The following is a 26391-nucleotide window of genomic DNA, read 5'->3' as shown; positions in this document are numbered from 1 at the left end:
CTGAATTTGCAGGCGCCGCCCAGCTGCATGGGCGAGAATGGGCGTATGTCAAACATTTTTGGTGGTCCAAAGGCCGGCGTTCCCGGTGGGACGGACGAGTCCCGCGCTGTTCCCAAGGGGGACACCGTCGGTTCCTACAACTCCTACCTGGACGCCCAGAAGGCGGTGGACTACCTGGCGGACCAGCAGTTTCCCGTGCAGCTGGTCTCGATCGTCGGCAACGAACTGAAGATGGTCGAGCGCGTCACCGGCCGGCTCACATATCCCCGCGTGGCGCTCTCCGGCGCGCTGAGCGGCATGTGGTTCGGCCTGTTCGTGGGCGTTATGCTCTCCTTCTTCTCTGAATCCGGCGGTTACTTCTCGATTGTGACCTCGGTGCTGATGGGGGCGGCGTTCTTTATGCTTTTCGGCATCGTCACCTACGCGATGCAGCGCGGGAAGCGTGACTTCACCTCCACCAGCCAGGTGGTGGCGACGAACTATGACGTGGTGGTGGCCTTCGAAGCCGCCCATGAGGCCCGGCGCCTGCTGCACCAGCTGCCGATGACCCAGCACGATGCTTCCGCCCCGGGCTACCAGCAGCAAGACCACCAGCACCAGCCGTTCCAGCAGGGACCCCAGCAGCCCGGCCCGCAACAGCAGCAGGGCCAGCCGCAGCAGAGCCAGCCGGGACACGGGCAGCCGGGACAGGGGCAGATGCCGCAGCGCCCGGCGGGTTGGAGCGACCCGTACGGGCAGCGGACCACCGACGCCGGCCAGCAGCCGGCCGCCGGCGGTGCCGCCGCACAGGAACAGGAACCGGAACCGGTCCGTCCCTCCGGTGTCAGCTACCCGGACCTGCCCGACGGCCGCCCGCAGTACGGCGTCCGCGTCACCGACAACGCCCCGCACACCCAGCAGGGGCCGGCGCAGCAGGACGCAACGCAGCAGGACGAACAGCGCGGCGAAGAACGGCGCTAGGAGCACCGGCACGAGAGTTTCGCCGCGAGCCGCAGCAAGAAAAGAGTAAGTAAGAAGGGGAGGGCCGCCGGATCAATCACCGGCGGCCCTCCCCTTCTTCGTGCCCCGTTGCTAGGGCAGCTGGGCCTCGATTTCCTGGTAGATGCCCGCCATCCAGGACTCGACGTCGTCGGCCTTGCGGGGCAGCGCGGCACTCAGGTTGACCGGGCCGTCCGCCGTCATCAGGATGTCGTCCTCGATCCGGACGCCGATCCCGCGGTATTCCGCCGGGATGCCGAGGTCCTCCTCCTTGAAGTACAGTCCGGGTTCGATCGTGAAGACCATCCCCGGTGCCAGGATTCCGTCCAGGTACAGCTCGCGCTTGGCCTGGGCGCAGTCGTGCACGTCCAGACCCAGGTGGTGGCTGGTGCCGTGCGGCATCCAGCGCCGGTGCTGCTGGCCCTCGGTGCTGATGGCTTCCTCGACGGACACCGGCAGCAGCCCCCAGTCGGCGAGGCGTTCGGCCAGCACGGTGGTGGCCGCGGTGTGGATGTCGCGGAACTTGGTGCCGGGCTGCGCGGCGGCGAAGCCGGCGTCGGCGGCATCGAGCACGGCCTCATAGACCTTGCGCTGGATCTCGGAGAAGGTGCCGTTGGCCGGCAGGGTGCGGGTGATGTCCGCGGTGTACAGCGAGTCGGCCTCGACGCCGGCGTCCAGCAGCAGCAGCTCGCCGGCGTTGATCTTGCCGGTGTTACGGGTCCAGTGCAGCACGGTGGCGTTGTTGCCGGAGGCGGCGATGGTGTCGTAGCCCAGCTCGTTGCCCTCCTCGCGGGCCCGGGCGAAGAACGCACCCTCCACCACGCGTTCGCCGCGGCGGTGGGTGAGGGCCCGCGGCAGGGCCTTGACCACCTCGGTGAAGCCCTCCACCGTGGCGGCCACGGCCGTCTTCATCTGCTCGATTTCCCAGTCGTCCTTGATCAGGCGCAGCTCGGAGAGGGCCTCGCTGAGCTTCTCGTCGAGGGCATCCAGCACGCCGAGGTCCAGGTTCTCCGGGTCCTTGGCGGTGTTGTAGCGGGCGGTGTCCACGAGCGCATCAATGTTCTCGTCCACCTTGCGCACCAGCCGGATCGAGATGCCGCCGATTTCCGGGGCGCCCACGTTCTTGGTGATGGCGAGTTCGAGTTCGCTCAGGTCGGCGGTTTCCAGGCCGAGCTTGGCCTGGAATTCCGCGAGGGTCGGCCGGGCGCCGATCCAGAATTCTCCGGCGCGCGAATCGGCGTAGAACTGCTCGGTGTCCCGGCCGGCCAGCGGACGGAAGTACAGGGTGGCGCGGTGGTGGCTGCCGTCGTCGCCCTTGCCCTCGTCGGCGGGCTCCAGGATCAGCACGGCGTCAGGCTCGTGGTCCAGGCCCAGGCCGGTGAGGTGGGCGAAGCCCGAGTGCGGACGGAAGCGGTAGTCGCAGTCGTTGGAGCGGACCTTCAGCGGCCCGGCCGGGATGACCAGTCGTTCACCTTTGAACAACTCTGAGATGGCCCGGCGGCGGGCGGCGGCGTGGCCGGCGACGGCGTCCAGTTCGGGCAGCTGCTGCCGGGACGGGGCCCAGTTGCTGGCCATGAACGCCTTGAAGGCATCGGAGCTGGGCCGCTGCGAGCGGTTGTTGACGCGCTCGTCGAGGGGCTGGGAAGCGGAGACTTGGGTGTTATCTGCATCGTTCACCGTCCCATAGTCTCACCAGCGCCGCGGCTTAGGCCAACAAGCCGCGGCGGCGGATCTACTAGGCTGGGGAGGTGAGGATTGACCTGCATGCCCACTCGAATGTTTCCGACGGCACCCAAGCGCCCGCGGAGGTGATGGCGTCCGCTGCGGAAGCCGGGCTCGACGTCGTCGCCCTGACCGATCATGACTCCACCGACGGCTGGGCCGGGGCCGCCGCCGCCGCGCGGAAACTCGGCATCAGCCTGGTTCCCGGCATGGAGATCTCCTGCCGCACCAGCGAAGGCATCAGCGTCCACCTGCTCAGCTACCTCCACGACCCGGCCCACCCCGGCCTGCTGGAGGAGATCACCAAGGCCAAGGACGCCCGCTTCACGCGGGCCGAGCGGATGGTCAGCCTGCTCGCCGAGGACTATCCCCTGACCTGGGACGACGTCATCCATCACGTCGCGCCGGGCGCCACCCTGGGCCGGCCGCACATCGCCGACGCCCTCGTGGCCGCGGGTGTGGTCGATGACCGCACCGAAGCCTTCGAATCAATCCTGACCTCGCGCTCCCGGTACTGGGTGCAGCACTACGCACCGGACCCCGCCCACGCCGTCGAACTGGTCCGCGACGCCGGCGGCGTGCCGGTGTTCGCGCACCCCGTAGCGTCCGCCCGCGGACGGATCGTGGGGGACCGCACCTACCGGGAAATGATCGACGCCGGGCTGGCCGGGCTGGAGATCGACCACCGGGACAACCCGGAGGAGGGCCGCGCCTTCCTGCGCCGGCTCGCCGAACGGCACGGCCTGCTGGTGACCGGTTCCTCCGACTACCACGGGACCGGCAAGCCGAACCTGCTGGGCGAGAACCTGACCGACCCCGAGGTGCTTGCCCGGATCGAGGAACTGGGCACCGGAACTTCCGTGGTGCGCTGATGGAGTGGATCGACCTTCAGCTCCTGGCCTCCGTGATCGTCACGCTGTTCGTGATCATGGATCCGCCCGGGACAGTGCCGATCTTTATGTCGCTGACGGCCCAGATGGACGCGAGGGACCGCAACCTCTCCGCGCTCCAGGCGCTGCTCGTGGCCACCGGCGTGATCGTGACCTTCGCGATTTTCGGGCAGTCCATCCTGAACTACATGCACATCTCGCTCGCCGCACTCCAGGGTGCCGGCGGCCTGCTGCTCGTGCTGATCGCGCTGCAGCTGCTCACCGGCTCCACCGGCGGCGAGGAGAACGCGGCCAAATACAAAAACGTTGCCTTCGTGCCACTGGGGACTCCGCTGATGGCGGGCCCGGGCGCGATCGTCGCGGTGATGGTGTTCGTCCAGCGCTCCAACAGCATGGCGCAGTATCTCGCCGTCGGGCTGGGCATTGCCGTGACGCTGGCGTCCCTGTACCTGGCGATGCGCTTCGCCGGCGTCGTGCAGCGCGCCCTGGGCGAGAACGGCGTCGAACTGGTCACCCGGATCGCCGGCCTGCTGCTGTCCGCGATTGCGGTGCAGATGATCGCCGACGCCGTGCACGCCTTCGTGAAGAGCTGGAGCTGACCGCGCCGCCCAACTGACTTGCAGCAGGTGCCGTTTTGCCCCCTCAAAGGGCTCCAACTGCGAGTCAGTGGGGGAGGACCGGGGGCTGGGTGCCCGGCAGCGCCGTGAAGTGGGCGTGCGCGGCGAGCCGTTTGGCCATCACGTCGACGGCGGCCTGGTTCTGGTCCACGCAGACGAATTTCCGGTCGAGCTTGGCGGCCACGGCGCCGAGCGTGCCGGAACCGGCGAAGAAGTCCAGGCACCAGTCGCCGGGCCGGCTCGAGGCCGCGACGACCCGCCGGATCAGGCCTTCCGGCTTCTGCGTCGGGTAGCCGGTCTTCTCTTTGCCGGTGGGCGAGACGATGGTGTGCCACCAGACGTCGGTGGGCAGCTTGCCCAGTTCGCGCTTGGCCGGCGTGACCAGCCCGGGGGCCATGTACGGTTCACGGTCCACCTCGGCGCTGTCGAAGTGGTATTTCGTCGGGTTCTTCACGTACACGAGGATGTTGTCGTGTTTGGTCGGCCAGCGGAACTTGGCCCGGGCACCGTAGTCGTACGCCCAGATGATCTCGTTGAGGAAGCACTCGCGGCCGAAGATCGCGTCCAGCATGACCTTGGCGTAGTGCACCTCGCGGTAGTCCAGGTGCAGGTACAGGGTGCCGTCGTCGGCGAGCAGCCGCCAGGCCTCGACCAGCCGCGGCTCCAGAAAGGACCAGTAGTCGCTGAAGGCGTCGTCGTAGCTGTGCAGCGCGCCCTTGATCGTGTCGTAGGACCGGCCCTTGAATCCGACCCGGTCGCCCTCGCCGCCGGTGTTAAGCACCATTTTGGTTTCCTGGCGCCTCTGGACCCGGCCGGTGTTGAAGGGCGGGTCCACATAGATGAGTGTGAAGGCGCCGTCCGGCAGCGTCGGGAGGTACTCCGCGTTGTCCGCGTGAACCACCAGGTTGCTGCCGTCCGGCGCCCAGACGGTGTCAGTCATAAAGAGGATTAGGCCTCGGCGCTGCGAGCCGGAGCGCCGCCCTGTGCCTCGCCGGCCACCACTTCGCCGTTGCGGCGGCGGGTGCGGGTCCGGCGGCGGGCACGGGTGGCGCGGTCGACCTCGGTCGGCGCGTTTGCGGTTGCCGGGGCGGCTGCCTCAGCGGGTCCGGTGGCGGGTTCCTTTTCAGGCGAACGACGACGGCGCTCACCGGAGCGGCCGCCGTCACGGGAGCCTTCACGGCCGCCGTCGCGGGAGCCTGAGCGGCCGGAGTCGCGGCCGCCGTCGCGTCCGCCTTCGCGTCCGCCTTCGCGGGAGCCGGAACGGCCGGAGTCGCGTCCGCTGCCCCTGGCGCCGTCCCGGGCCCCGTCCCGAGTGCTGGGGCGTGTGTTCTTCTTGCCGGTCTCGCCCAGGTCTTCGAGGACTTCTGCGTCGACGCCGGCGAGCACCCGCTTGTCGCGGGGGAGGCGGCCCTTGGTGCCCTCGGGGATGTCCAGTTCCTCGTACAGGTGCGGCGAGGAGGAGTAGGTCTCCACCGGTTCGGGCACGCTCAGGCCCAGGGCCTTGTTGATCAGGCCCCAGCGCGGCATGTCGTCCCAGTCGACGAAGGTCACGGCGGTGCCCTTGTTGCCCGCGCGGCCGGTGCGGCCGACGCGGTGCAGGTAGATCTTCTCGTCTTCGACGCACTGGTAGTTGATGACGTGCGTGACGTCGTCGACGTCGATGCCGCGCGCGGCGACGTCGGTGGCGACGAGGACGTCCACCTTGTTGTTGCGGAAGGCGCGCAGCGCCTGCTCGCGGGCGCCCTGGCCGAGGTCGCCGTGGATGGCGGCCGCAGCGAAGCCGCGGTCCACGAGTTCCTCGGCGACCTTCGCGGCGGTGCGCTTGGTCTTGGTGAAGATGATGGTCCGGCCGCGTCCGCGGGCCTGCAGGATGCGAGCCACCACCTCGATCTTGTCCATGCTGTGGGCACGGTAGATCAGCTGGCGGATGTCGCGCTTGGTGAGGCCCTCATCCTCGGGGTCCGCGGCGCGGATGTGGGTGGGCTTGGTCATGTAGCGGCGTGCCATCGCGACGACCGGGCCGGGCATGGTGGCGGAGAACAGCAGGGTCTGGCGGACGGCCGGGGTCCCGGCGATGAGGGTCTCCACGTCCGGCAGGAAGCCCAGGTCCAGCATCTCGTCGGCCTCGTCGAGGATGACCATCTTGACGTTCTTCAGGACGAGGTGCTTCTGCTTGTACAGGTCGATCAGTCGCCCGGGGGTGCCGACGACGATCTCGACGCCCTGCTGCAGGGACTCGACCTGCGGCTCGTAGGCGCGGCCGCCGTAGATCGTGGTGATGCGGGCGTTGCGCTTGCGGGCCGCGTTCTGCAGGTCGCCGGCGACCTGGACGGCGAGCTCGCGGGTCGGCACGATCACAAGGGCCTGCGGGGCACCGGGGGCCGGGAGCTCGGCGAAGCCTGCGTCGTCGCGTCCGATGACGCGCTGCAGGGCCGGGATGCCGAAGCCGAGGGTCTTGCCGGTGCCGGTCTTGGCCTGGCCGATGATGTCGTGGCCGCTCAGGGCAACCGGCAGCGTCATGGCCTGGATCGGGAACGGGTGGGTGATGCCGGCGTCGGCAAGGGATTCAACGATGTCCGCGCGGACGTTGTAGTCGGCGAACGATTTTTCCGCGATTTCGTGCGGGGTTTCGTCCGAGATGATGGTTTCTTCCGGCTCGATCGTTTCCGTGCCGGATTCGTCAGTCAGAAGCTGGTGCGTGTGCAATTCACTCACAGGGGAGTTTCCTTATTCATTTGGGCTGCGCTGCTTGCTCAACGGGGCCGGCGCGGGGCCGTTCCGGAGCACGCTCAGGGGCGCAAGCAAGTCCAGTGGAAGCCGATCGCGGGCTATCTAAATGCTGGCACTGGGACCAGCGGGTGTGTCTCAAGATCGCGTAGGGGCGGGCTTGTTGAATTCGAAAAACATGGAAATCAACGACCGGGCATCCATTACTACCCTTCCAGTCTAGCCGTTCGCCGTTCGGAACCTCGACCGGGGCCGGCGGTGTGGCGCGGCAGCGGCGCCGGAGCGGGGCGGCGGGTGATCAGCCGACGAGTTCCAGCCGGACTTCGCGCGTCACGATGTCCGAGGACAGGACCCGCACCCGGACCTGGGTGCCGGACTCCAGTTCGCCGGGGCACCGTGCGGTCACCGCGGGCTCGGCGATCTGCACGATCCCTGACGGGCCGTTCCCGTTGCCGTTGCCCTTACCGTTCCCGTTGTTGCCCTTCCCGTTACCGTTGGCGCTGCCGTTCTTGGCCGGTTTCGAACCGGAAATGACGACGGCGTCGAACTCCTGCCCGATGTGGTTGCTCAGCAGGGCCGCCTCCACGGTGTCCAGTGACAGCCGCTCCAGTTTGGCGGCCAGCTGGTCCGAGGCCGCCATGATGGCCGGCAGTGACGGGAGCGCGTCGCGGGCCCAGCCCGGTACCTCGGCGTCGTTGGACAGGGCCTCGCAGATGACCAGGACGAAACGGTCGATCAGGCGCCGCAGCGGGGCGGTGGAGTGGGCGTAGGCCGCGCCGATGGCGGATTGGATGGCGTCCTCGGGAACCGTCCCGTCGAACGGGGTGTAGCCGGCCCCGCGGAAGAGCATGCCGGCGGAGTGTACGATCGCGAGCTGGCGCGGGTCGGTGGGGTCCAGGGTGCGCAGGTATTCGCCGTAGCTGATCCGGCCGTCCCAGGGTTTGCCGAGTGCGCCGGTCTGGCGCCGGAAGTGCCGCAGCGAGCTCTCATCCGGGGCGGGCATGGTGCGCAGGATGCCGACTTTGCCCTGCAGCATCAGGTCCGCGGCGGCCATGCCGGTCATCAGGGATATCTGGGCATTCCAGTCCTCGACCGGCAGCGGCGGCGCGGCGACGATCCGGTAGCCGCCGTCGGGCAGCTGTTCGATTTCCTGCTCCGGCATGTTCAGGCTCGCCCCGCCGCGGAGCCGTTCCAGTTCCACCCGTTTGCTGCCGACTTCCTTGAGCAGTTGCAATACCGGGTCCGCGGTGCCGCCGTCGAGTGCGGCCTGCACGCCGTGGTAGCTGAGCTTGGCCCGGCTGCGGACCTGCGCCCGGCGCACCAGGACGGAGGCCACTTCGGCGGCGCCGTCGAGTTCGAACTCCCAGACGAAGGCCGCACAGAGCTGGCCCGCCAGCAGGCTGCCGGCCGCCTCGCTGATGACTTCGGGGTGCAGTGGGATGCGGCCGTCCGGGGTGTAGAACGTTTGGCCGCGGCGCCGTGTCTCGGCGTCGAGCGCACTGCCGGGCTGGACGAAGGAAGGGACATCCGCAATGGCGTAGAAGACCTTGTAGCCCTCGCCGGCGCGGTCGATGAACAGGGCCTGGTCCAGGTCCGTTGAGGACGCCGGGTCAATGGTCACGAACTCGACATGCGTCAGGTCCAACTCGGGCAGTTCGTGGCCGGCTACAGCCGCCTCGGCGTCCCGGAGCGCCGCTTCCGGGAACGGACCGGGCAGTTCCAGGGTGGTGCGCAGTGCGTTGAGCGCCTGGGCAAGCTGGTTCTTCTGCTGGCGGACGCTCGGAGTCAGGCGATGATGAGACACGAAATCAGGGTAGCCCGATTTCCGCCACTAGTCTTGAAGCATGAGCACCTCCCCGGCCGAGCCCGCCCGCTACCAACGCTTCCTCAGGGAGCTGCTGGGCGTGATGGCCTACGGGGAGCTCTCAGCCTTCGAACGGCTCTCCTCCGATGCCCGGTATTCGCCCACCCTGCACGACCGTGCGGTGCTGGGCCGCCTCGCCGTCATCGAGTTCCAGCACTTCGAACTGGTCTGCGCGCGGCTGGCCGAACTGGGCGCCGACGCGGAGGAAGCCATGCTGCCGTTCCAACCGTCGGTGGACCACTTCCATGAGCGCACCCGGCCCGCCGACTGGCATGAGTCACTGATGAAGGCCTACGTGATTGACACAGTCTCCGCCGACTTCTATCGGTCCATTTCCAGCTACGTCGACGCCGGCACCGCCGCGCTGATCGAACAGGTCCAGTCCGCAGGGGACGCGACGGCGGTGCTGCGGGACCGGCTCAAGGCGGCGCTCGCCGACGACCCGCGGCTGGCGTCCCGGCTGGCGCTGTGGGCCCGGCGGCTGCTCGGGGAGGCACTCACCCAGGCGCAGCGGGTCAGCGTGGAACACGCCTTCCTCGGCGGCCTGACCGGCGCGGACGAGGTCCGGGCCGGCGAACTCGCCCGCGCCCTGACCGCCGACCTCGCCGCCGGGCATTCCCGGCGGATGTCCCAGCTCGGACTTGCCGGCTAAGTCCCCGGGCCGTCTTCCCGGCTAGCTTGCCCGCCTAGTTTTCCCCGGCACCGCTGCCGACGTCGGTGTGGTTTTCGGCGTCGGCGTGGCTGCCGGCGTCAAGCGCGGCCAGCAGGCGCCGCGCCGCCCCGGCGGGATCGGCGGCCTCGGTAATCGCCCGGACCACGACGACGCGGCGCGCTCCGGCGTCGACGACCTGCTCCACGTTGGTCAGGTCGATGCCGCCAATCGCGAACCACGGCACCACGCCGGAGACCTTTCCGACGTCTGCGGCCTCGGCCCGGCCGATCGCCGCGGCGGCGTAGCGCACCAGGTCCAGCCCGACGGCGGGGCGGCCCGGCTTCGTCGGGGTGGCCCAGACCGGCCCCACGCAGAAGTAGTCCAGCCCGCTCCGGCCCGGGGCCGCGGCGATGGCGGCGTCGACCTGCTCCGGGGTGTGGGTGGACATGCCGATCACGGTGTCCTTGCCCAGGAATTCCCGGGCCGCGGTGAAGGGGATGTCCTTTTGCCCGATGTGGAAGACCGGTGCCCCGGCGAGCGAGGCCAGGTCGGCGCGGTCGTTCACGGCCCAGAGCCGGCCGTGCCGCCGCGCCACGGCGTGCAGAACCTCCAGCAGCTCCAGCTCCTCGGCCGCCTCCAGCGCCTTATCCCGCAGCTGGATGATGTCGACACCGCCGGCGAAGGCGGCATCAACGAAGTCCTCGAAGTCGCCGCGCTCCTTCCGGGCGTCGGTGCACAGGTACAGGCGGGCGGTGGTGTGGACATCCTGGCTCATGCCATAAGCCTAGTTCCTCTAAACTGGGCGCATACCGCGGGAGCCCGCGCAGGCCGTCATCCGGCCGCCGGGCTGAGAGGGCGTCAGAGCCGACCGCTTGACCTGATCCGGTTAGTACCGGCGTAGGGAAGGAAGCCTATGGACGTATCAGTCCCACCATCCGCCACACCCGCCATCGGCGCTGCGCCGCGCGGAGGCGCCGAATATTACGACGTCGCCGTGATCGGCGGGGGAGTGATCGGCCACGGCATCGCCTGGGAGGCCCGCCGCTCGGGCCGCACCGTCGCCCTGCTCGACGACGCCCCCGGCTCCGGCGCCAGCTGGGCCGCCGCCGGCATGCTGGCGCCCGTGAGCGAACTGCATTACCAGGAGGAAGACCTCCTGGCCCTGATGCTGGAAGCGTCACGGCTGTGGCCGCAGTTCGCTGCCGCTCTGGCCGGCAACAGCACAGCCGGCGGCGTAGGCGCGGGCGGCACCGGCTATCTCACGACGCCGACCCTCGCCGTCGGTGCCGACGCCGCCGACCGCCGGGCGCTCGCCGACCTGCGGGCCGTGCAGCAGGCCAGCGGGCTGGCCGTGGAGCCGCTGACGGTGCGCGAGGCGCGCAACCGCGAACCCCTGCTCAGCCCGGGCATCTCCTGCGCCTTCGACATCCCGGCGGACCACCAAGTGGACCCGCGCCGACTGCTGGCCCGGATCGGCTCGCTGCTGGCCGCGGACAGCCGGTACACGGCGGTGCGCCGCCGCGCGACCGGGCTGCTCTGGGATGGCGGCCGCGTGGCGGGGGCCACGCTTGAGGGCGGCGGGGAGATCCGGGCCGGTGAGACGGTTGTGGCCACCGGCCTCGGGGCAGCCGACCTGCAGGGCCTGCCGGCCGGACTGTCCCTGCCGCTGCGGCCGGTCTACGGGGACATCCTCCGGCTCCGGGTGCCGCAACGGCTCCGGCCGCTGCTGCGCTCCACCGTGCGGGGGCTGGTCCGCGGAGTCCCGGTCTACATCGTTCCGCGGGCGGACGGAACGGTGGTGATCGGCGCAACCCAGCGGGAGGACGCGCCCTCCGCCGCCGGCGCCGTGTCCGCCGGCGGCGTCTACCAGCTCCTGCGCGATGCCCAGCAGCTGCTCCCCGCCGTCGCCGAACTGGAACTGCTCGAGGCCACGGCAAGGGCACGGCCCGGGACACCGGACAACGCCCCGCTGCTGGGCCGCGTGGCCGGCCCCGGCGCCGGGCCGGACATCGCGGGCCTGATCGTGGCCACCGGTTTCTTCCGGCACGGAGTGCTGCTCACCCCCGTGGCCGCCGCCATCTGCCGGGCGCTGCTGGACGGGCAGCCGGACCCGCGCTGGGCCCGGTTCCGACCGGACCGGTTCTCCGACCGCCGCCCGGATTCTTCCGGCCACGACCCGCGGGACGTCTCACCCACACATGCATCACCGACAGACAGGACCACAGCGTGAACATCAGGCTCAACGGAGCGCAGCACGCCCTCGCCGACGGCGCCACGGTCGGCGCGCTGGTCAGCGGGGTCACCGGCCGGACGCTGGCCGCCGACGGGCAGGCCACGGACGGCCGCAAGCTCGGCGTCGCCGTCGCCCGCAACGCCGAGGTGGTGCCGCGCAGCCAGTGGCACGCGACGGCGCTCGCCGAGGGCGACGACGTCGAACTCGTCACCGCGGTACAGGGAGGATGAACGCCATGGCAGAAACAGCGCTGGACGCAACCCAGCAGGCACGCCGGGACCCGCTGACCTTCGACGGCGTGGAGCTGGGCTCGCGGCTGATCATGGGCACCGGCGGGGCACCGAGCCTGGACGGCCTGGGCGCCGCCCTGGTGGCCTCCGGCACGGAACTCACCACGGTGGCCATGCGCCGCTACTCGCCGGCCGAGAGCGGCTCGCTATTCCAGCTGCTGGCGGACAACAACATCCGGGTGCTGCCCAACACCGCCGGCTGCTTCACCGCCCGGGATGCCGTTCTTACGGCCGAACTGGCCCGCGAAGCGCTGGAGACGGACTGGGTGAAGCTCGAGGTGATCGCGGACGAGCACACCCTGCTGCCGGACGCCCTGGAACTTGTGGAGGCCACCGAGCAGCTTGTGGCCCGCGGCTTCAAAGTCTTCGCCTACACGAACGACGACCCGGTGCTGGCCCTCCGGCTGGAAAACCTCGGCGCCACCGCCGTGATGCCGCTGGGTGCCCCGATCGGCACCGGCCTGGGCATCCTGAACCCGCACAACATCGAACTGATTGTCTCGAGGGCGTCCGTGCCGGTGGTGCTTGACGCCGGCATCGGCACGGCCTCCGACGCCGCGCTCGCGATGGAACTGGGCTGCGACGCCGTGCTGCTCGCCACCGCCGTGACCCGTGCCCAGGACCCGGCGCTGATGGGGGAAGCGTTCCGGCACGCGGTCATCGCCGGCAGGCTGGCGCGCAGGGCAGGCCGGATCCCGCGCCGCGAGCATGCCCTGGCCTCGTCCGCCATGGAAGGCCGCGCCGAGTTCCTGTAACGGACGCTTCGGGAAACCGGCCGGAGTAGCATTCCGGAAAGAAACTTGGCGGCAGGTGTCCTTTCGACGGCATCTTCCTCGTCGTACTGACGTATCGACCTACTAGAAGGAGTCACCGTGGACTACATGCTTTTCATCTGCACCGATCCCACAGCGCCGGAATATGTGGCCGCCGAGGACAACATCGAGGAATGGGCGGCCGAGGTGGAAGCCAGGGGCATTGCCCGCCACGGTGACAGGCTGCGTCCGGTGGAGGACGCCACCACTGTCAGGGTGCGCGCCGGCGAGGTGGTGATCACGGACGGTCCGTTTGCCGAGACGAAGGAATGGGTCGCGGGCTACGACATCATCGCCTGCGCCGACCTCGATGAGGCGATCGAGGTTGCGTCCAAACATCCGATGGCAAAATTCGGCAAGATCGAAATCAGGCCTGTGTGGCCGTTCGAATAGCGGCGGTCTGCCGGAGGCCGCCGGTCACGACGCAGGGGGTCGCGTGGCAGCGGAAGTGACGGACGTGCGGACCGCCGTCGAAGGCGCCTCCGCCGTGGAGACGGCACGGATCACCGCCACCCTCATCCGCGTGACCGGCGACTGGAGCCTCGCCGAGGACTGTGTCCAGGACGCCTTTGCACGCGCCCTGGCCGACTGGCCGGAGCGTGGCATCCCTGCCAACACCGGCGCGTGGCTGACAACCGTCGCCAAGAACAGGGCGATCGACCGGATGCGGAGCGCGGCCAGCGAAAAGCGGGCGGTCCGGGAACTCGCGATCCTCACCGAGCTCGAAGCCCTCGCTGAGGATGCCCCCGCTGATCCGGCTGCCGGGGATGACCGGCTGCGGCTGATTTACACCTGTTGCCATCCTGCCCTCCCGCTTGAGGCGCGGGTGGCACTGACGCTGCGGACAGTGGCCGGCCTGACGACGGGCGAGATCGCACGCGCGTTCCTCGTCCCGGAGTCAACCATGTCGAAGCGGCTGGTCCGCGCCCGGGCCAAAATACGGGATGCCGGGATTCCGTACCGGGTGCCGCCGCCGGAGCTGATCCCCGAACGCACGGCCGGGATCCTGTCCGTGCTCTATCTCATGTTCAACGAGGGATATGCGGCCGCCGGGGGTACCACGCTGATCCGCGAGCCGCTTGCCCGCGAAGCGATCCGTCTCAGCCGTCTCCTGATCCGTTTGCTCGACGGCTCTTCCGAGGAGCCGGAGGCCATGGGCCTGCTGGCACTCAAGCTGTTCCAGCACGGCCGCCGAAAGACGCGGACCGACGCCGCAGGGGACCTGGTGACCCTGGAGGACCAGGACCGCGGGCAGTGGGACCAGGCAGCGACGGCGGAAGCCGTCGCGCTCCTGGCAGCCGCCGACCGGCTCGGGAATTCACGCGGTGCCCGGCCCGGAAGTTACCGGATCCAGGCAGCCATCGCCGCGTGCCACATGACCGCCCCCGACTTCGGCAGCACGGACTTCACCCGGGTGGCGCTGCTGTACGACCGTCTCGCCCAGCTGGCACCCTCGCCGGTCGTCGAGCTCAACCGAGCAGTCGCCGTCGCCATGTCCCAGGGACCGGAGGCAGGGCTGCACCTCATCGACCGTCTGGACCAGGCGGGGTCACTGGAGCGGTATTACCTCCTGCCTGCCGCGAAAGCGGACCTCCTGCGGCGCCTTGGCAGGCTGCAGGAGGCCGGCCGCGAATACCTGAAGGCCCGGGCACTCGCACCAACCGAGGTGGAGCGCCGCTACCTCAGCAAGCGCCTGGCAGAGACCGGCGCCGACGGAACCGCGGCCGCTGGGCGTTAGAGCCGCAGGATGGCGGTCATCCGTGCGGTGTCCTGCCGCGTGCGTGACCTGCCGAGGTATAGCACCGCGCCCACCGCTGCGGCAGCGCCCAGCAGCAAGGGCGCGACCCACGGGATCCAGGTCAGGCCCGGCTGGTAGCCGAAGCCGGCCGCCATGAAAGTGATCCAGCTCAGCATCCCCACGCCGAGGGCGACCCCCGCCGGCACGGCGATGCCGTACTTGGCGTGCCGCTTGTCATTGGCCCACACCACGAAACCCGCGGCCACGGCCACCATGGCCACCACAATCAGGGACAGCATTCAGACTCCTTGGGGAAGTGCGGGTTGGGCTGCGGGCAACGGGGCCGGGGCGGTCTAGAGGGCGCCGAAGCCCACCCGGCGGACCTCTTCGGCGCCGATTTCCACGTAGCCCAGGACGTTCGCCGGGATGATGATCTGGCGGCCCTTCTCATCGGTCAGCCGGAGCTCGGTGCCCTGGGAGAGTGCCTCTCCCACCAGCTTCGCCACCGCGTCGGCGTCCTGGTTCGATTCGAGGGCAATTTCGCGGCCGATGTTCTGAATGCCGATCTTTACTTCCACAGCAAGGCCTCCAAGCCAATCAAAGTGTTCAAGTTTTCTCTACGAGACGTTCTCTATTTGTAGTCTAGGACTCTTTGGGGAAGCGTGAGATTCCGCGCCAAGCTAAACGGTAGATCAGGTCGCTGGCCACATCGATGTCGAGGTTCCCGTCCGTTTCCAGCCAGTACCGGGCACTGACCTGCGCCATCCCGGACAGTCCCCGGCCCAGGAGCTGGGCTTCCAGGAGCGGCAGCTTGGTGTCCTCTGCGATGACCTTCGCGATCGCGTCAGCGAAGGTCTTGTTGAACGTCTCCAGCCGTGCGCTCACATCGCGGTCGTTGACCAGGTCCGATTCGAAGACGAGCCGGTGCGCCTGGTCATCGTTGGCGATGAAGTGGAAATAGGCGCGCATGACCGCCTGCACGCGCTCATCATTGTCCGTCGTCGAATTCAAGGCGCCCAGCAGCAGTTCGGTCAGGGTCGAGAGGTGGCTGTCCAGCAGCGCCAGGTACAGCTCGCGCTTGGATGGGAAGTGCTGGTACAGCACCGGCTTGCTCACGTGGGCCGTCTCGGCGATTTCGTCCATCGCGGCGCCGTGGTAGCCGTTGGCCACAAAGACCTCCTGCGCGGCGGCCAGCAACTGTGCCCGACGTTCATCGCGCGGCAGCCGTGCCGAGCGCTGCGTTCCGCTGCGCGCCTGGCCCGTCGACGACTTGCCGGTATGTCCCCGCTCAACCGGTGCCTGATGACCCACTGTCGGCCTACTTTCCCTCGCTGTTAGCTCCACTTTACGCGGGGGTAATATGACCTGGCGGCATCTTCGGGCATACATTGAAGTATGGCTTCCCAGATGACCGCAAACGGCACCCCCGCGACGCCGGCACCGGCACCCGGACCGCTGGTCGAACCGGCGGACGCGCTGACGCCGGACGAGGTGGAACGTTACTCACGCCACCTGATCATTCCCGAGATCGGATCGCTCGGGCAGCGCCGGCTGAAAAACGCGAGGGTCCTGGTGATCGGTGCCGGCGGCCTCGGTTCACCGGCCCTGCTTTACCTCGCCGCCGCCGGGGTGGGAACCCTGGGCATCATCGACGACGACGACGTGGACCTGAGCAACCTGCAGCGCCAGGTGATCCACGGCGTGGCCGACGTTGGCCGGCCCAAGACCGAGTCCGCCCGCGACGCGATCGCCGCGCTGAACCCCCTGGTCGACGTCCGGCTGCACAACGTCCGGCTGGATGCCGCGAACGCACTCGAGCTTTTCGCCGGCTACGACCTGATTGTCGACGGCGCCGACAACTTCGCCACCCGCTACCTGGTCAATGATGCCGCCGCCATCCTCGGCAAGCCCTACGTGTGGGGCTCGATCTTCCGCTTCGACGGACAGGTCAGCGTCTTCTGGGAGCAGCACGGCCCCACCTACCGGGACCTGTACCCCGAGGCGCCGCCCGCAGGTTCCGTGCCCTCGTGCGGGGAAGGCGGCGTGTTCGGCATGCTGTGCGCCGCCGTCGGATCCCTGATGGTCACCGAAGCGGTCAAACTGATCACCGGCGTCGGGCGTTCCCTGCTGGGCCGGGTGGCGCTGTTCGACGCCCTCGGCGGCAGCTGGCGCGAAATCAAAGTCTCCCGGGACCCCGAAGCCCCGCGCATCACCGAACTCACCGACTACGAGGCGTTCTGCGGGATCGCCCCCGCCGCGGACGCGGGCACCGAACACACCGTCACCGCCACCCAGCTCGCCACCATGCTGGCCTCGCGCAAGGCCGGGCTGAAGGATTTCCAGCTCGTGGACGTGCGCGAAAGCGGGGAATTCGACATCGTCCGCATCGACGGCGCCACGCTGATCCCGCAGGGCCGGATCCTCGCCGGCGACGCCTGGGCCGAACTGCCGCAGGACACGGACATTGTGTTCCACTGCAAGGCCGGCACGCGTTCGGCCGCAGTGCTGGCCGCCGCCCGGGCCGCCGGCTACCAACGCGTCAGCCACCTCGAGGGCGGGATCCTGGCCTGGGTCCGCGACGTGGAGCCGGGCAAACCGGTGTACTGACGCATTTCAACACCTTGCACTGACTACCCCGTCCCCGGGCCGCCGGGCCCTTACCCGAGAGGCACTGCCATGAGCGAAGACACGGACCTGACCCCGCAACACAAGATCGGCTCGGGTTTCGGCCCGCGTTCGACGGCGGCGGAGGTCATCGCGGGCGTGGACCTGAGTGGGAAGACCGCCGTCGTCACCGGCGGCTACTCCGGGCTCGGCCTGGAGACTGTGCGGGCACTTTCCACCGCGGGGGCCCGGGTGATGGTTCCGGCGCGGCGGCCCGACCATGCCCGCAAAGTCCTGGACGACGCCGGCCTGGCCGGAGTCAGCGTCGCCGGCCTGGATCTGGCCGAGCTGGACAGCGTGAGGGAGTTCGCGGCCGATTTTCTGGCCTCCGGCTTCCTCGGCGACAGCGGCAGCCTGGACATCCTGATTAACAACGCCGCCATCATGGCCAGCCCGGAGCGACGCGTCGGCCCGGGCTGGGAATCCCAGTTCGCCACCAACCACCTGGGCCACTTCGCGCTCACCAACCTGCTCTGGCCGGCTCTGTCCGCGGGCGAGGACGCCCGGGTGGTGGCCCTGTCCTCCACCGGCCACAAGCTCTCGCCCATCCGGTTCGATGACCTCAATTTCGACTCCGGCTACGACAAGTGGAAGGCCTACGGGCAGGCGAAAACGGCGAACGCGCTGTTCGCCGTCCAGCTGGACGCGCTCGGGAAGGACGCCGGCGTCCGGGCCTTCGCCGTGCACCCGGGAGGCATCATGACGGAGCTGCAGCGCCACCTGCCCAGGGAGGAAATGATCGCCTCCGGCTGGATGGACGCCGACGGGAAGCTGAACGAGCGGTTCAAGACGCCCGCCCAGGGGGCGGCAACCTCGGTGTGGGCGGCCACCTCCCCGCTGCTTGCGGGCAAGGGCGGCGTCTACTGCGAGGACTGTGACATTGCCGAGCCGACCGAACCGGGGACGCCGGAGGCGCGGATCAGGGGAGTGGACGCCCACGCCGTGGACCGGGCGGAGGCCGAACGGTTGTGGCAGCTGTCCGCCGAACTGACGGGCGTCAACGCCTTCGCCGCGCCCTAGGACCGGCGCCGCCGGAGTTGGCTAGGCCGTTTCGCGCTGGCCGTCGGCGGAGGGAAGCGCGCTGTGGTCGACCGGGCACTCGGCCTCGGCGCCGGAAGCCGGGCGGCGGGCCGCGGGCTGTTCGACGGTGATGCCGTAGACGGCCTCGAGGCCGGCCACGTAGTCGTCCTGCTGGCCGTTCGCGGCCAGTTCCCGGGCGCGGACGGTGGGCACGTGCAAGAGCTGCTTGACCATCCGGCGCAGGGCAAACTCGACTTCCTCGGCCGCGGCGGTGCAGCCGTGACGGGCCCGCACCTTCTCCATCTCGGCGTCGAGTACGTCCATGGTGTGCCGGCGAAGGGCGACGATGGCCGAATCGACCGAGCGCGCCTGGCGTTCCTGCTCGAAGGCGGCCGCGGCGCCGTCGACGATGCCGCCGGCCTGGTTCAGCGACTCCGCCTGCTCCTGCGGCGCTGCCAGCCGGACGGACTCCAGCGTGAGCAGTTCGACGCCGTCGAGCTCGGCGACGGCGGGATCGAAGTCGTGGGTGAGGGCCAGATCGATCGCGATCAGCGGCTGCGGCGACGCGGACCGGATCCGGGCGAGCTCCGGGGCCTCGACGCGGTTGTCGGAGCCGCTGCAGCCGATCATCACGTCGGCGGCGGCCACGGCGCCCGGCAGGGACTCGCTGTCCAGGGCGGTGCCGCCGCGGGTGGCAACAAAGCCGGCGGCGCGGCCCGAGGAGGAGAACACGGAAATGTCGGTGCAGCCGCGTTCGCGCAGTAGGGACATGGTGGCGCCGGCGTAGGCGCCGGTGCCGAAGACCACGGCTTTTTTGCTGGACCAGTCGGGGTTCTCGGACAGGTCGGTCGCGAGGTCCAGGGCGACGGAGACGATGGAGAGCCCGCGTGAGCCGAGCGCCGTCTGCGCGCCGACGTCCTTGGCGGTCTTGGAAGCGGCCTGGAAGAGGCGGACGAGGCCGGAGCTGGCGGTGCCGTCGTGCTGCGCGGTGATCAGGGCGCGCCGGACCTGGCCGGCGATTTCGCGTTCCCCGACGACGGCGGAATCCAGACCGGAGCTGACCGCGAACAGGTGCCGGCTGACGTCGGGGCCGGTGCGGGTGTTGAAGGCGCGGGAGACGAGCTGTTCGTTGAGTCCGCTGGCGCCGCTGATCTGCGAGACCAGCGCGGCGCGGGCCGCCTCGACGTCGTCCGGGTGCGGGGCTTCGCCGTAGATTTCGAAGCGGTTGCAGGTGGCAAGGACAACGGCACCCGCCACGGCCGGCGATCCGGCGAGGGCGGATGTGGCAAGCCCGGAAGCGCCGGTGCTCAGTTGAGCAACGGTCTCGAGGTCGATGTCGGCGTGTGTAGCCACCAATGAGAAAAGAACCACAGCACGACAATCATAGCTTTTTCGTGTCCCGGTAGAACAACGGGCGGGCGTGGGACTGCCCACCCGGGGCTGTGATTCCCGCCACGGCGGCGCCTGCCGGGGCGGTCCTGACAGGCTGTCGTTATCTTTTAGGGCCGATTTTCGGCACAATCAAAGGCATGACTCCTAGCGCTGCGGCCGTCAACGGCACTGCAATGAACAGCACTGCACTGAACAGCACTGCAAACGACGGCACGGCAAACGACGGCAAGGCAAACAACAGCCTCGACGCCGGCCATCCCCTGATGGACGGCCGCACCGCCGGTTCCCCGCTGATCACCGCCTATCGCGGCGGCAAGCCCTCGCGGCGGCCGGTCTGGTTCATGCGCCAGGCGGGCCGCTCGCTGCCGGAATACCTTAAGGTGCGCGAAGGCGTGGCCATGCTGGACTCCTGCCTGCGCCCCGAACTCGCCTCCGAGATCACCCTGCAGCCGGTGCGCCGGCACGACGTCGACGCGGCGATCTTCTTCTCCGACATCGTCATCCCGCTCAAGCTGGCCGGCGTCGGAGTCGACATTGTTCCCGGAGTCGGGCCCGTGCTGGACAAGCCGGTCCGGACCGCGGCCGACGTCGCCGCCCTGCCGCAGCTGACCTGGGAAGCCCTGGAACCGATCCGCGAAGCGGTGCGGCTCACCGTGGCCGAACTCGGCAGCACCCCGCTGATCGGCTTTGCCGGCGCCCCGTTCACCCTCGCCGCGTACATGGTGGAGGGCAAGCCGTCCCGCGACCACCTCGGCCCGCGCACCATGATGCATGCGGATCCGGAAACCTGGACCGCCCTGGCCAACTGGGCCGCCGACGCCTCCGGGCTGTTCCTCCGCGCGCAGCTGGAGGCCGGCGCCTCCGCCGGGCAGCTCTTCGACTCCTGGGCCGGTTCCCTGGGCCTGGCCGACTACACCCGCTTTGTGGCCCCGGCATCCGCCCGCGCGCTGGACCACGTCCGGCACCTCGGAGCACCCCTGATCCACTTCGGCACCGGCACCTCGGAGCTCCTCGTCGCGATGCACGACGTCGGCGTCGACGTCGTGGGCGTCGACTACCGGCTGCCGCTGGACGAAGCCAACCGCCGGTTGGGCGGGACCGTTCCGCTGCAGGGCAACATTGACCCCGCGCTGCTCTCCGCACCGTGGGAAATCCTTGAGGCGCACGTGCGGGACGTCATTGCCGCCGGCGCGTCGGCGCCGGGGCACGTGCTCAACCTGGGCCACGGCGTGCCGCCGGAAACCGACGCCGCGGTCCTGACCCGCGTCGTCGAACTGATCCACTCGATCGCGCCCGAGTAAGCCCCCCGATGGCCACCGACGCTGACGCGGGTTCACCGGCGCCGACCGCCGTGGTGGTGGGCGGCGGCATCTCCGGCCTGCTCGCCGCACGGGAGCTGGCCCGCGCCGGCGTCCGGACCACGGTGCTGGAAGCAGCGGGGGACTGGGGCGGCTGCGTGGGCAGCCACGTGGTGGCTGGCCTGACGCTGGACAGCGGCGCCGAGTCCTTCGCCACCCGGTCCGCCGCGGTGGCTGACCTGGCCGAAGAACTGGGCCTCGGCCCGCAGATCGTTCCGCCCAACCCAGGCGGCGCCTGGGTCCAGCTGCCGGAGGGTCCGCGCGAACTGCCGAAGACCGGCGTCCTGGGCATTCCGGCCAACCCCTGGGACCCCGAAGTCCGGCGGTCCCTTGGCCTGTTCGGCTCCGTCCGGGCCTCCATCGATGCCCTGCTGCCGGCCTCCGTGGGGACCGCTGCCCAGGCCACCAGTGTGGCCGCTCTGGTCCGTGCCCGGATGGGCAGGCGCGTGCTGGACCGGCTCGTCTCGCCGGTAGTCGGCGGCGTGCACTCGGCCGACCCTGCCCTGCTGGATGTGGACATGGTGGCACCCGGACTGCGCGCCGGGGTGCGCACGCATGGTTCGCTCGCCGCCGCCGTGGCCGCGCAGCGCCGCGGCGCTGCCGCCCGCCCGGCCGCGCCGGCGTCCGGCCCCTCTGGGCCGCGCCCGCCGCAGCCCGGGCTGCAGAAGGCGGGTTCCGCCGTCGCCGGCCTCCGCGGCGGGATGCACACCCTCGTCGGCGCCCTCGTCGCGGAGCTGCGCGGGCTGGACGCCACCCTGCTCAGCGGGACCCGTGCCGACGCCGTGGAGCGCCTTCCGGGGGGCTGGCGGGTCACCGCGGGCCGGGCCCGTTTCGACGCAGAACGGCTGGTGGTCGCGGTGGAAGGCCCCGCTGCCGTTGCCCTGCTCGCGGACACCCTGCCGGCATTGGCGGCCCTCCGCCCCGACGCGGGACCCGACGTGCGGCTGGTAACCCTCGTGCTGGACCGCCCCGCCCTCGACGCCGCTCCGCGCGGCACCGGCGTGCTGGTGGCCCCGCAAAGCCCCGGTATCCGCGCCAAGGCGCTCACCCACGCGACCGCCAAATGGGCGTGGCTGGCCGAACAGGCGGCGCCCGGCCGGCACGTCCTCCGGCTCTCCTACGGCCGCGGCGACATCGCCCCGGACAACGCGGCCGACCGTGAACCCCGCAGCGACGAGGAGTTGTTCGGCGCCGCACTGGACGACGCCGCCGTACTGCTCGGCGTCCCGCTGTCCCGGACCGACGTGGTCGGCTGGGACGTGGTGCGCTGGTCCGGCGCGCTGCCGTTCGCGGCGCTTGGGCACAAGCAGCGCGTCGAGCAGGTCCGGCAGCTGTACGCGGCGGAGCGAAACCTCGCCGTCGTCGGGGGCTGGCTGTCGGGAAACGGCCTCGCCGCGATCGTCGCCGACACCCCGAAGCGGCTCGCGTCCCTGCTGCCCTGACGGCTGCCGCGGGGCCGGAACCCCGGGCCCGGCCCGGCGCCCGGCAGGCGCCCGTGAGTCTGGTTGTCAGCCCGGCTGGTAACCCGAAAACGCCCGTTCGGCAAATTTTCCCCGCCGGCGTTCTGCCGCTAGGGTCGATGACCATGGTTATGCACAGGTCCGAAGTTCCAGAAACGCCGGCCGGTCACCATGGGGGACTCCGACGCGGCACGGCAGTGGCGGCGCTCGGAGCGGTACTGGCTCTCACCGCAGGGGTTCCTGCCACCTACGCTGCCTCTCCGACACCCAGCCCGGACACCCCGTCCGCCTCGATTTCAGTCGGCATCGATGACCTGATCGGCGGGTTGGTCCAATCGCCCGAACCCTCACCGACCTCCGGCTCCGCCACTCCGTCGCCCACGCAGGACACGGCCACGGACGAACCCGACCCGACCGAACCGCCCGAGCAGCGCGGCTCCGGGCGGGCCACCGACGCCCCCGCGACGGGACCTACTGCCCCTGGCGCGACTGCTCCCAACACCCCGGCGCCGGGAACCGCTGCGCCCGGCACCTCTGCTCCAGGGACCCCGGCCCCGGGCAGCTCCGCCCCGCAGGTGCCGGCATCGCAGGCTCCGGCCGCCGGCCAGCAGGCCGCCGCAGGCGTACCGGACGAGGGTGCCCCCGGCAGTGCCCCCGCCGCCGGCACGCCGTCGGCAACCCCGGGCGGCACGCCGCGGTCCGCGACCACGATGTCCGCCGCCACGGAAGCGTCCCCGGCGGCCAGCCCCGGCGGCAAGATGCAGGCGGCGTCCTCCGTGGAGCCGGCCGGCCCCTCCGCCCAGGTGGGCTGGGGAATCTGCCTGGTCGCGGTCTCCCTGGGGGCAGGTGCGATCGTCCTCCGGATGCGCAGGATCTAGGCCGCCGGAACCGTCCCGTTGTGAAATTGAGCACTTCTACGCGTTGTAGAAGTGCTCTGTTTCGACTTAGCTCCGGGGAGGGGGCAGACTGGTATCCATGAGCCACACTTCTGCCGAATCTGTCACTAAAACCGGAAATACAGCAGCCGAAGAATCAGGCGAGCAGTTCTTCACGCTCTGGACGGTGTTCAAGCGCTCCGCCGACGTCCTGCGCAGCGGCGAAGCGGCCGAGGACTTCGAGGCGCTGATCGGGCGGCTGGCCGAGGACGGCGTCGTCCACCGCGGCAGCTACGACGTTTCTGCGATGCGGGCGGACGCGGACATCATGGTCTGGCTGCACGGCCCCCGCGCCGAAGCGCTGCAGCGCGCGGTGCGCGACATCCGCCGCAGCAAGCTGTTCACCGGCACCGAGATCGCGTGGTCCGCCATGGGCGTGCACCGCGAGGCGGAGTTTGCCAAGAACCACACCCCGGCGTTTTCCCGCGGCGTGGAACCGGCCGAGTGGCTCTGCGTCTACCCCTTCGTGCGCTCCTACGAGTGGTACCTGCTGCCGGACGCCGAGCGCGGCGCGATGCTCCGCCACCACGGCCTGCTGGGCCGCGACTTCCCGCAGGTCATCTCCAACACCGTCTCCTCGTTCGCGCTGGGCGACTGGGAATGGATCCTGGGCCTGGAAGCCCCGGAACTCGTGGACCTCGTGGACCTGATGCGCCACCTGCGCGCCACCGAGGCCCGCCACCACGTCCGGGAGGAAATCCCCTTCTACACCGGCCGCCGCGTCACCGCCGCCGAGATTGCCGAGGTCCTCGCATGAGTCCGCTCGATCCGCAGGTCACGGCCGTGAACCCCGTCACCGAAGCCGGGCGGATGGCCCCCAAGGACTACGACGCCGTGCTGCTCGCCTCCTTCGGCGGCCCCGAAGGCCAGGAAGACGTCATCCCGTTCCTGCGCAACGTCACGCGCGGCCGCGGCATCCCGGACGAACGGCTCGAAGAGGTCTCGCACCACTACCGCGCCAACGGCGGCATCAGCCCGATCAACCAGCAGAACCGCGAGCTCAAGGCCGCCATGGAGGCCGAACTGGCGGCCCGCGGCATCGGCCTGCCGGTCTTCTGGGGCAACCGCAACTGGGACCCCTACATCCCGCAGACCCTGCAGGAGATCTACGACGCCGGGCACCGCAAGGTCCTGATGATCACCACCAGCGCCTACTCCTGCTACTCCAGCTGCCGGCAGTACCGCGAGGACATCGGCATGGCGCTGACCGAAACCGGGCTGGACGGCAAGCTCGAAGTGGACAAAGTGCGCCAGTACTTTGACCACCCGGGCTTCGTGGAGCCCTTCATCGAGGGCACGGCCGCCGGCCTCGCCGACGTCCGCGCCCAGCTGGCCGCCGCCGGCACCCCGGACGCGCCGGTGCACATCCTGTTCGCGACCCACTCCATCCCGACCCGCGACGCCGAAGCGGCCGGCCGCTCCGAGGGCGAACCGCGCCAGTTCGAGCAGGACTCCGCCTACGTGGCCCAGCATCTGGCCACCGGCACCGAGGTCATCCGCCGGGTCGAAGCCGAAACCGGCCTGACCGCGCCCTGGTCCCTCGTGTACCAGTCCCGGTCCGGCGCCCCGCACGTGCCGTGGCTCGAACCCGACATCAACGACGCCATCGAGGAGCTCGCCGGCCAGGGCGTGAAGGGTGTGGTGATCGTGCCGCTGGGCTTCGTCAGCGACCACATGGAGGTCGTCTGGGACCTTGACACCGAAGCGCTGGAAACCTGCGGCAAGCTGGGCCTGGCGGCCACCCGCGTCCCCACGCCCGGCACGCACCGCAAGTTCGTCGCCAGCATCGTGGACCTCATCAGCGAGCGGACCGCGGCGAACACCATTGCCGACCGGCCGCACCTGACCAAGCTCGGCCCCTGGTACGACGTCTGCCGGCCCGGCTGCTGCGCCAACTTCCGCGGCGAAAAGCCCACCATCGCGGGTGCGGACACACACATCGGAACGGGACACGACCCCTACCCGGCCGCGGCACCCGCAGCCGCGGACGCGGCCGCCCCGGCAGCAGGCCAGGCCACGCCGTGACCGTGCGGATCGGCACCCGGGCCAGCAAACTCGCCCTCACCCAGACCCAGCAGACCGCGGACCAGCTGGCCGCCGTCGGCGGGTTCCCGGTGGAACTGGTGCACATCCGCACCGACGGCGACGTCCTCACCGGCCCGCTCTCCCAGATGGGCGGCACCGGCGTCTTCGTCGCCGCGCTGCGCGACGCCCTGCTGCGTGACGCGTGCGACGTCGCGGTGCACTCGCTCAAGGACCTGCCCACCGGTGCGGCCCTGGGCCTGACGCTCGCGGCCACACCCAAGCGGGTGGACGTCCGGGACGTGCTCTGCGCCCGCGACGGGCTCACCCTCGCCGAACTGCCGGCCGGCGCAAGCGTCGGCACCGGCTCGCCGCGGCGGGCCGCGCAGCTGCGCGCCGCCCGGCCGGACCTGGACATCCGCGACATCCGCGGCAACGTGGACACCCGCCTGGGCCGCGTTCCCGGACTGCCCGGCAACAGCACCGGCGCCGTCGTCGAAGGAAAATCCGGCGACCTCGACGCCGTCGTGCTGGCCGCCGCCGGACTGCACCGCATCGGCCGGCTCGACGCAGTGAGCGAATACCTCGACACCGAGGTGATGCTCCCGGCCGCCGGGCAGGGCTCCCTCGCGATCGAATGCCGCAGCTCCGACGCGCCCCGCAAAGCCGGGTCCACCGAGGGCTCCCAAGGCGTACTCGCCCAGGCCCTCGCTGCCCTGGACGACCCGGACACCCGGCTGGCCGTCACCGCCGAACGGGCACTTCTGGCCCGGCTGGAGGCCGGCTGCGCCGCCCCGGTCGGCGCCTACGCCTACCGCAAGGGCAGCATGCTGCACCTCGAAGCCGTGGTCTGCGCCGTGGACGGCACCGCGACCGTCCGGGACAAGAAAGCCACCGACGGGTTGACGGAGGTCGGTGCCACGCTGCTGGGAATCGAACTGGCCGAAGCGCTGCTGGCCGCCGGCGCGGCCGACATCGCCGACCTGGCCGCTTCCTGAGCCGGACGGATTCTCACCT

Annotated in this window: 26 protein-coding genes and 1 riboswitch; of the genes, 17 read left to right on the top strand and 9 right to left on the bottom strand. The window is 70.2% G+C overall.

Annotated elements, in window-relative coordinates; translation table 11 throughout:
• The first annotated feature begins 45 nt into the window (after positions 1 to 45).
• Complete coding sequence (locus AC1MBE_RS04685) at positions 46 to 960, top strand: YflT domain-containing protein (protein WP_479781136.1); 915 nt, start codon at positions 46 to 48, stop codon at positions 958 to 960.
• A 111-nt stretch (positions 961 to 1071) separates the two neighbouring features.
• Here the strand turns inward: AC1MBE_RS04685 and AC1MBE_RS04680 are convergent, their stop codons facing one another.
• The gene (locus AC1MBE_RS04680; protein WP_479781135.1) at positions 1072 to 2655 is read right to left on the bottom strand and encodes an aminopeptidase P family protein; all 1584 of its coding nucleotides are present in this window, start codon (positions 2653 to 2655) and stop codon (positions 1072 to 1074) included.
• A gap of 71 nt (positions 2656 to 2726) precedes the next feature.
• Here AC1MBE_RS04680 and AC1MBE_RS04675 point away from each other — a divergent pair, with 71 nt between their 5' ends.
• Positions 2727 to 3572, top strand: a complete 846-nt coding sequence (locus tag AC1MBE_RS04675) for a PHP domain-containing protein (RefSeq protein ID WP_479781134.1) — start codon at positions 2727 to 2729, stop codon at positions 3570 to 3572.
• A gap of 8 nt (positions 3573 to 3580) precedes the next feature.
• On the top strand, positions 3581 to 4189 hold the full coding sequence (locus AC1MBE_RS04670) for a MarC family protein (protein ID WP_479782478.1): 609 nt from the start codon (positions 3581 to 3583) through the stop codon (positions 4187 to 4189).
• A gap of 64 nt (positions 4190 to 4253) precedes the next feature.
• On the opposite strand, the gene AC1MBE_RS04665 is transcribed toward AC1MBE_RS04670, so the two are convergent.
• From AC1MBE_RS04665 to AC1MBE_RS04655, 3 genes are all read right to left on the bottom strand, one after another.
• Positions 4254 to 5147 carry a DNA-methyltransferase gene (locus AC1MBE_RS04665; RefSeq protein WP_479781133.1) on the bottom strand — a complete coding sequence of 298 codons (894 nt, stop codon included), beginning with the start codon at positions 5145 to 5147 and terminating at the stop codon, positions 4254 to 4256.
• Positions 5148 to 5155: 8 nt separating this feature from the next.
• On the bottom strand, positions 5156 to 6922 hold the full coding sequence (locus AC1MBE_RS04660; protein WP_479781132.1) for a DEAD/DEAH box helicase: 1767 nt from the start codon (positions 6920 to 6922) through the stop codon (positions 5156 to 5158).
• Positions 6923 to 7232: 310 nt separating this feature from the next.
• On the bottom strand, positions 7233 to 8738 hold the full coding sequence (locus AC1MBE_RS04655) for an RNB domain-containing ribonuclease (RefSeq protein WP_479781131.1): 1506 nt from the start codon (positions 8736 to 8738) through the stop codon (positions 7233 to 7235).
• A gap of 40 nt (positions 8739 to 8778) precedes the next feature.
• On the opposite strand from AC1MBE_RS04655, the gene AC1MBE_RS04650 reads away from it, so the two are divergent.
• Entirely contained in the window at positions 8779 to 9450 is a 672-nt protein-coding gene (locus tag AC1MBE_RS04650) for a ferritin-like fold-containing protein (protein ID WP_479781130.1), read from the top strand.
• 34 nt (positions 9451 to 9484) lie between these two features.
• Here AC1MBE_RS04650 and thiE read toward each other — a convergent pair whose 3' ends face one another.
• Positions 9485 to 10225 (bottom strand): thiamine phosphate synthase, encoded by a 741-nt coding sequence (gene thiE, locus AC1MBE_RS04645; RefSeq protein ID WP_479781129.1) that lies wholly within the window; start codon positions 10223 to 10225, stop codon positions 9485 to 9487.
• Between the two features lie 26 nt (positions 10226 to 10251).
• Positions 10252 to 10372: riboswitch (TPP riboswitch) on the top strand.
• Between thiE and thiO the strand changes: the two genes are divergently transcribed.
• The 5 genes from thiO to AC1MBE_RS04620 all read left to right on the top strand — a co-directional run bounded on the left by thiO (position 10364) and on the right by AC1MBE_RS04620 (position 14523).
• Positions 10364 to 11680, top strand: coding sequence for a glycine oxidase ThiO (gene thiO, locus AC1MBE_RS04640; protein ID WP_479781128.1), 1317 nt, complete (start codon positions 10364 to 10366; stop codon positions 11678 to 11680). (Overlaps the previous riboswitch by 9 nt.)
• Positions 11677 to 11913, top strand: coding sequence for a sulfur carrier protein ThiS (gene thiS / locus AC1MBE_RS04635; protein WP_346959585.1), 237 nt, complete (start codon positions 11677 to 11679; stop codon positions 11911 to 11913). Before thiO ends, thiS begins: the two co-directional genes overlap by 4 nt.
• 5 nt (positions 11914 to 11918) lie before the next feature.
• Positions 11919 to 12728, top strand: a complete 810-nt coding sequence (locus tag AC1MBE_RS04630) for a thiazole synthase (RefSeq protein WP_479781127.1) — start codon at positions 11919 to 11921, stop codon at positions 12726 to 12728.
• Positions 12729 to 12854: 126 nt separating this feature from the next.
• Positions 12855 to 13178: a YciI family protein gene (locus tag AC1MBE_RS04625; protein WP_479782476.1), complete on the top strand. Its 324-nt coding sequence runs from the start codon at positions 12855 to 12857 to the stop codon at positions 13176 to 13178.
• 43 nt (positions 13179 to 13221) lie between these two features.
• Positions 13222 to 14523: an RNA polymerase sigma factor gene (locus AC1MBE_RS04620; RefSeq protein ID WP_479781126.1), complete on the top strand. Its 1302-nt coding sequence runs from the start codon at positions 13222 to 13224 to the stop codon at positions 14521 to 14523.
• On the opposite strand, the gene AC1MBE_RS04615 is transcribed toward AC1MBE_RS04620, so the two are convergent.
• The 3 genes from AC1MBE_RS04615 to AC1MBE_RS04605 all read right to left on the bottom strand — a co-directional run bounded on the left by AC1MBE_RS04615 (position 14520) and on the right by AC1MBE_RS04605 (position 15912).
• Positions 14520 to 14822, bottom strand: a complete 303-nt coding sequence (locus AC1MBE_RS04615; RefSeq protein WP_479781125.1) for a hypothetical protein — start codon at positions 14820 to 14822, stop codon at positions 14520 to 14522. The genes AC1MBE_RS04620 and AC1MBE_RS04615 overlap by 4 nt on opposite strands.
• Positions 14823 to 14876: 54 nt before the next feature.
• A complete protein-coding gene (locus tag AC1MBE_RS04610) occupies positions 14877 to 15101 on the bottom strand; it encodes a DUF3107 domain-containing protein (RefSeq protein ID WP_479781124.1) in 225 nt (74 codons plus the stop codon).
• Between the two features lie 64 nt (positions 15102 to 15165).
• A complete protein-coding gene (locus tag AC1MBE_RS04605; RefSeq protein WP_479781123.1) occupies positions 15166 to 15912 on the bottom strand; it encodes a TetR/AcrR family transcriptional regulator in 747 nt (248 codons plus the stop codon).
• Positions 15913 to 15918: 6 nt separating this feature from the next.
• Between AC1MBE_RS04605 and moeB the strand changes: the two genes are divergently transcribed.
• Entirely contained in the window at positions 15919 to 17130 is a 1212-nt protein-coding gene (moeB, locus tag AC1MBE_RS04600; RefSeq protein WP_479781122.1) for a molybdopterin-synthase adenylyltransferase MoeB, read from the top strand.
• Positions 17131 to 17199: 69 nt separating this feature from the next.
• Positions 17200 to 18207, top strand: a complete 1008-nt coding sequence (locus tag AC1MBE_RS04595; protein ID WP_479781121.1) for an SDR family NAD(P)-dependent oxidoreductase — start codon at positions 17200 to 17202, stop codon at positions 18205 to 18207.
• 21 nt (positions 18208 to 18228) lie between these two features.
• On the opposite strand, the gene AC1MBE_RS04590 is transcribed toward AC1MBE_RS04595, so the two are convergent.
• Positions 18229 to 19578, bottom strand: coding sequence for a glutamyl-tRNA reductase (locus AC1MBE_RS04590; protein ID WP_479781120.1), 1350 nt, complete (start codon positions 19576 to 19578; stop codon positions 18229 to 18231).
• Positions 19579 to 19736: 158 nt separating this feature from the next.
• Here AC1MBE_RS04590 and hemE point away from each other — a divergent pair, with 158 nt between their 5' ends.
• The 6 genes from hemE to hemC all read left to right on the top strand — a co-directional run bounded on the left by hemE (position 19737) and on the right by hemC (position 26372).
• Positions 19737 to 20900 (top strand): uroporphyrinogen decarboxylase, encoded by a 1164-nt coding sequence (gene hemE / locus AC1MBE_RS04585; protein WP_479781119.1) that lies wholly within the window; start codon positions 19737 to 19739, stop codon positions 20898 to 20900.
• A gap of 8 nt (positions 20901 to 20908) precedes the next feature.
• Positions 20909 to 22399: a protoporphyrinogen oxidase gene (hemG, locus tag AC1MBE_RS04580; RefSeq protein ID WP_479781118.1), complete on the top strand. Its 1491-nt coding sequence runs from the start codon at positions 20909 to 20911 to the stop codon at positions 22397 to 22399.
• A gap of 593 nt (positions 22400 to 22992) precedes the next feature.
• Complete coding sequence (locus AC1MBE_RS04575; RefSeq protein ID WP_479781117.1) at positions 22993 to 23295, top strand: hypothetical protein; 303 nt, start codon at positions 22993 to 22995, stop codon at positions 23293 to 23295.
• A 97-nt stretch (positions 23296 to 23392) separates the two neighbouring features.
• Positions 23393 to 24109 carry a hydrogen peroxide-dependent heme synthase gene (gene hemQ, locus AC1MBE_RS04570; protein ID WP_479781116.1) on the top strand — a complete coding sequence of 239 codons (717 nt, stop codon included), beginning with the start codon at positions 23393 to 23395 and terminating at the stop codon, positions 24107 to 24109.
• A complete protein-coding gene (locus AC1MBE_RS04565) occupies positions 24106 to 25377 on the top strand; it encodes a ferrochelatase (RefSeq protein ID WP_479781115.1) in 1272 nt (423 codons plus the stop codon). Before hemQ ends, AC1MBE_RS04565 begins: the two co-directional genes overlap by 4 nt.
• Positions 25374 to 26372 (top strand): hydroxymethylbilane synthase, encoded by a 999-nt coding sequence (gene hemC / locus AC1MBE_RS04560; RefSeq protein ID WP_346959572.1) that lies wholly within the window; start codon positions 25374 to 25376, stop codon positions 26370 to 26372. The genes AC1MBE_RS04565 and hemC overlap by 4 nt, the downstream gene beginning before the upstream one ends.
• The last annotated feature ends 19 nt before the right edge of the window (positions 26373 to 26391 follow it).

The organism is Arthrobacter sp. BG5, from assembly GCF_056680155.1.
This window is presented reverse-complemented; position numbering and strand designations above follow the sequence as displayed.

What these genes read in the sequence shown, in the direction of transcription:
- AC1MBE_RS04685 (WP_479781136.1), top strand. Translation starts at nt 46, where the DNA reads ATGTCAAACATTTTTGGTGGTCCAAAGGCCGGCGTTCCCGGTGGGACG.
- AC1MBE_RS04665 (WP_479781133.1), bottom strand. Translation starts at nt 5,147, where the DNA reads ATGACTGACACCGTCTGGGCGCCGGACGGCAGCAACCTGGTGGTTCAC.
- AC1MBE_RS04650 (WP_479781130.1), top strand. Translation starts at nt 8,779, where the DNA reads ATGAGCACCTCCCCGGCCGAGCCCGCCCGCTACCAACGCTTCCTCAGG.
- thiE (WP_479781129.1), bottom strand. Translation starts at nt 10,225, where the DNA reads ATGAGCCAGGATGTCCACACCACCGCCCGCCTGTACCTGTGCACCGAC.
- thiO (WP_479781128.1), top strand. Translation starts at nt 10,364, where the DNA reads ATGGACGTATCAGTCCCACCATCCGCCACACCCGCCATCGGCGCTGCG.
- AC1MBE_RS04630 (WP_479781127.1), top strand. Translation starts at nt 11,919, where the DNA reads ATGGCAGAAACAGCGCTGGACGCAACCCAGCAGGCACGCCGGGACCCG.
- AC1MBE_RS04625 (WP_479782476.1), top strand. Translation starts at nt 12,855, where the DNA reads ATGCTTTTCATCTGCACCGATCCCACAGCGCCGGAATATGTGGCCGCC.
- AC1MBE_RS04615 (WP_479781125.1), bottom strand. Translation starts at nt 14,822, where the DNA reads ATGCTGTCCCTGATTGTGGTGGCCATGGTGGCCGTGGCCGCGGGTTTC.
- AC1MBE_RS04605 (WP_479781123.1), bottom strand. Translation starts at nt 15,912, where the DNA reads ATGTATGCCCGAAGATGCCGCCAGGTCATATTACCCCCGCGTAAAGTG.
- moeB (WP_479781122.1), top strand. Translation starts at nt 15,919, where the DNA reads ATGGCTTCCCAGATGACCGCAAACGGCACCCCCGCGACGCCGGCACCG.
- AC1MBE_RS04595 (WP_479781121.1), top strand. Translation starts at nt 17,200, where the DNA reads ATGAGCGAAGACACGGACCTGACCCCGCAACACAAGATCGGCTCGGGT.
- hemE (WP_479781119.1), top strand. Translation starts at nt 19,737, where the DNA reads ATGACTCCTAGCGCTGCGGCCGTCAACGGCACTGCAATGAACAGCACT.
- hemG (WP_479781118.1), top strand. Translation starts at nt 20,909, where the DNA reads ATGGCCACCGACGCTGACGCGGGTTCACCGGCGCCGACCGCCGTGGTG.
- hemQ (WP_479781116.1), top strand. Translation starts at nt 23,393, where the DNA reads ATGAGCCACACTTCTGCCGAATCTGTCACTAAAACCGGAAATACAGCA.
- AC1MBE_RS04565 (WP_479781115.1), top strand. Translation starts at nt 24,106, where the DNA reads ATGAGTCCGCTCGATCCGCAGGTCACGGCCGTGAACCCCGTCACCGAA.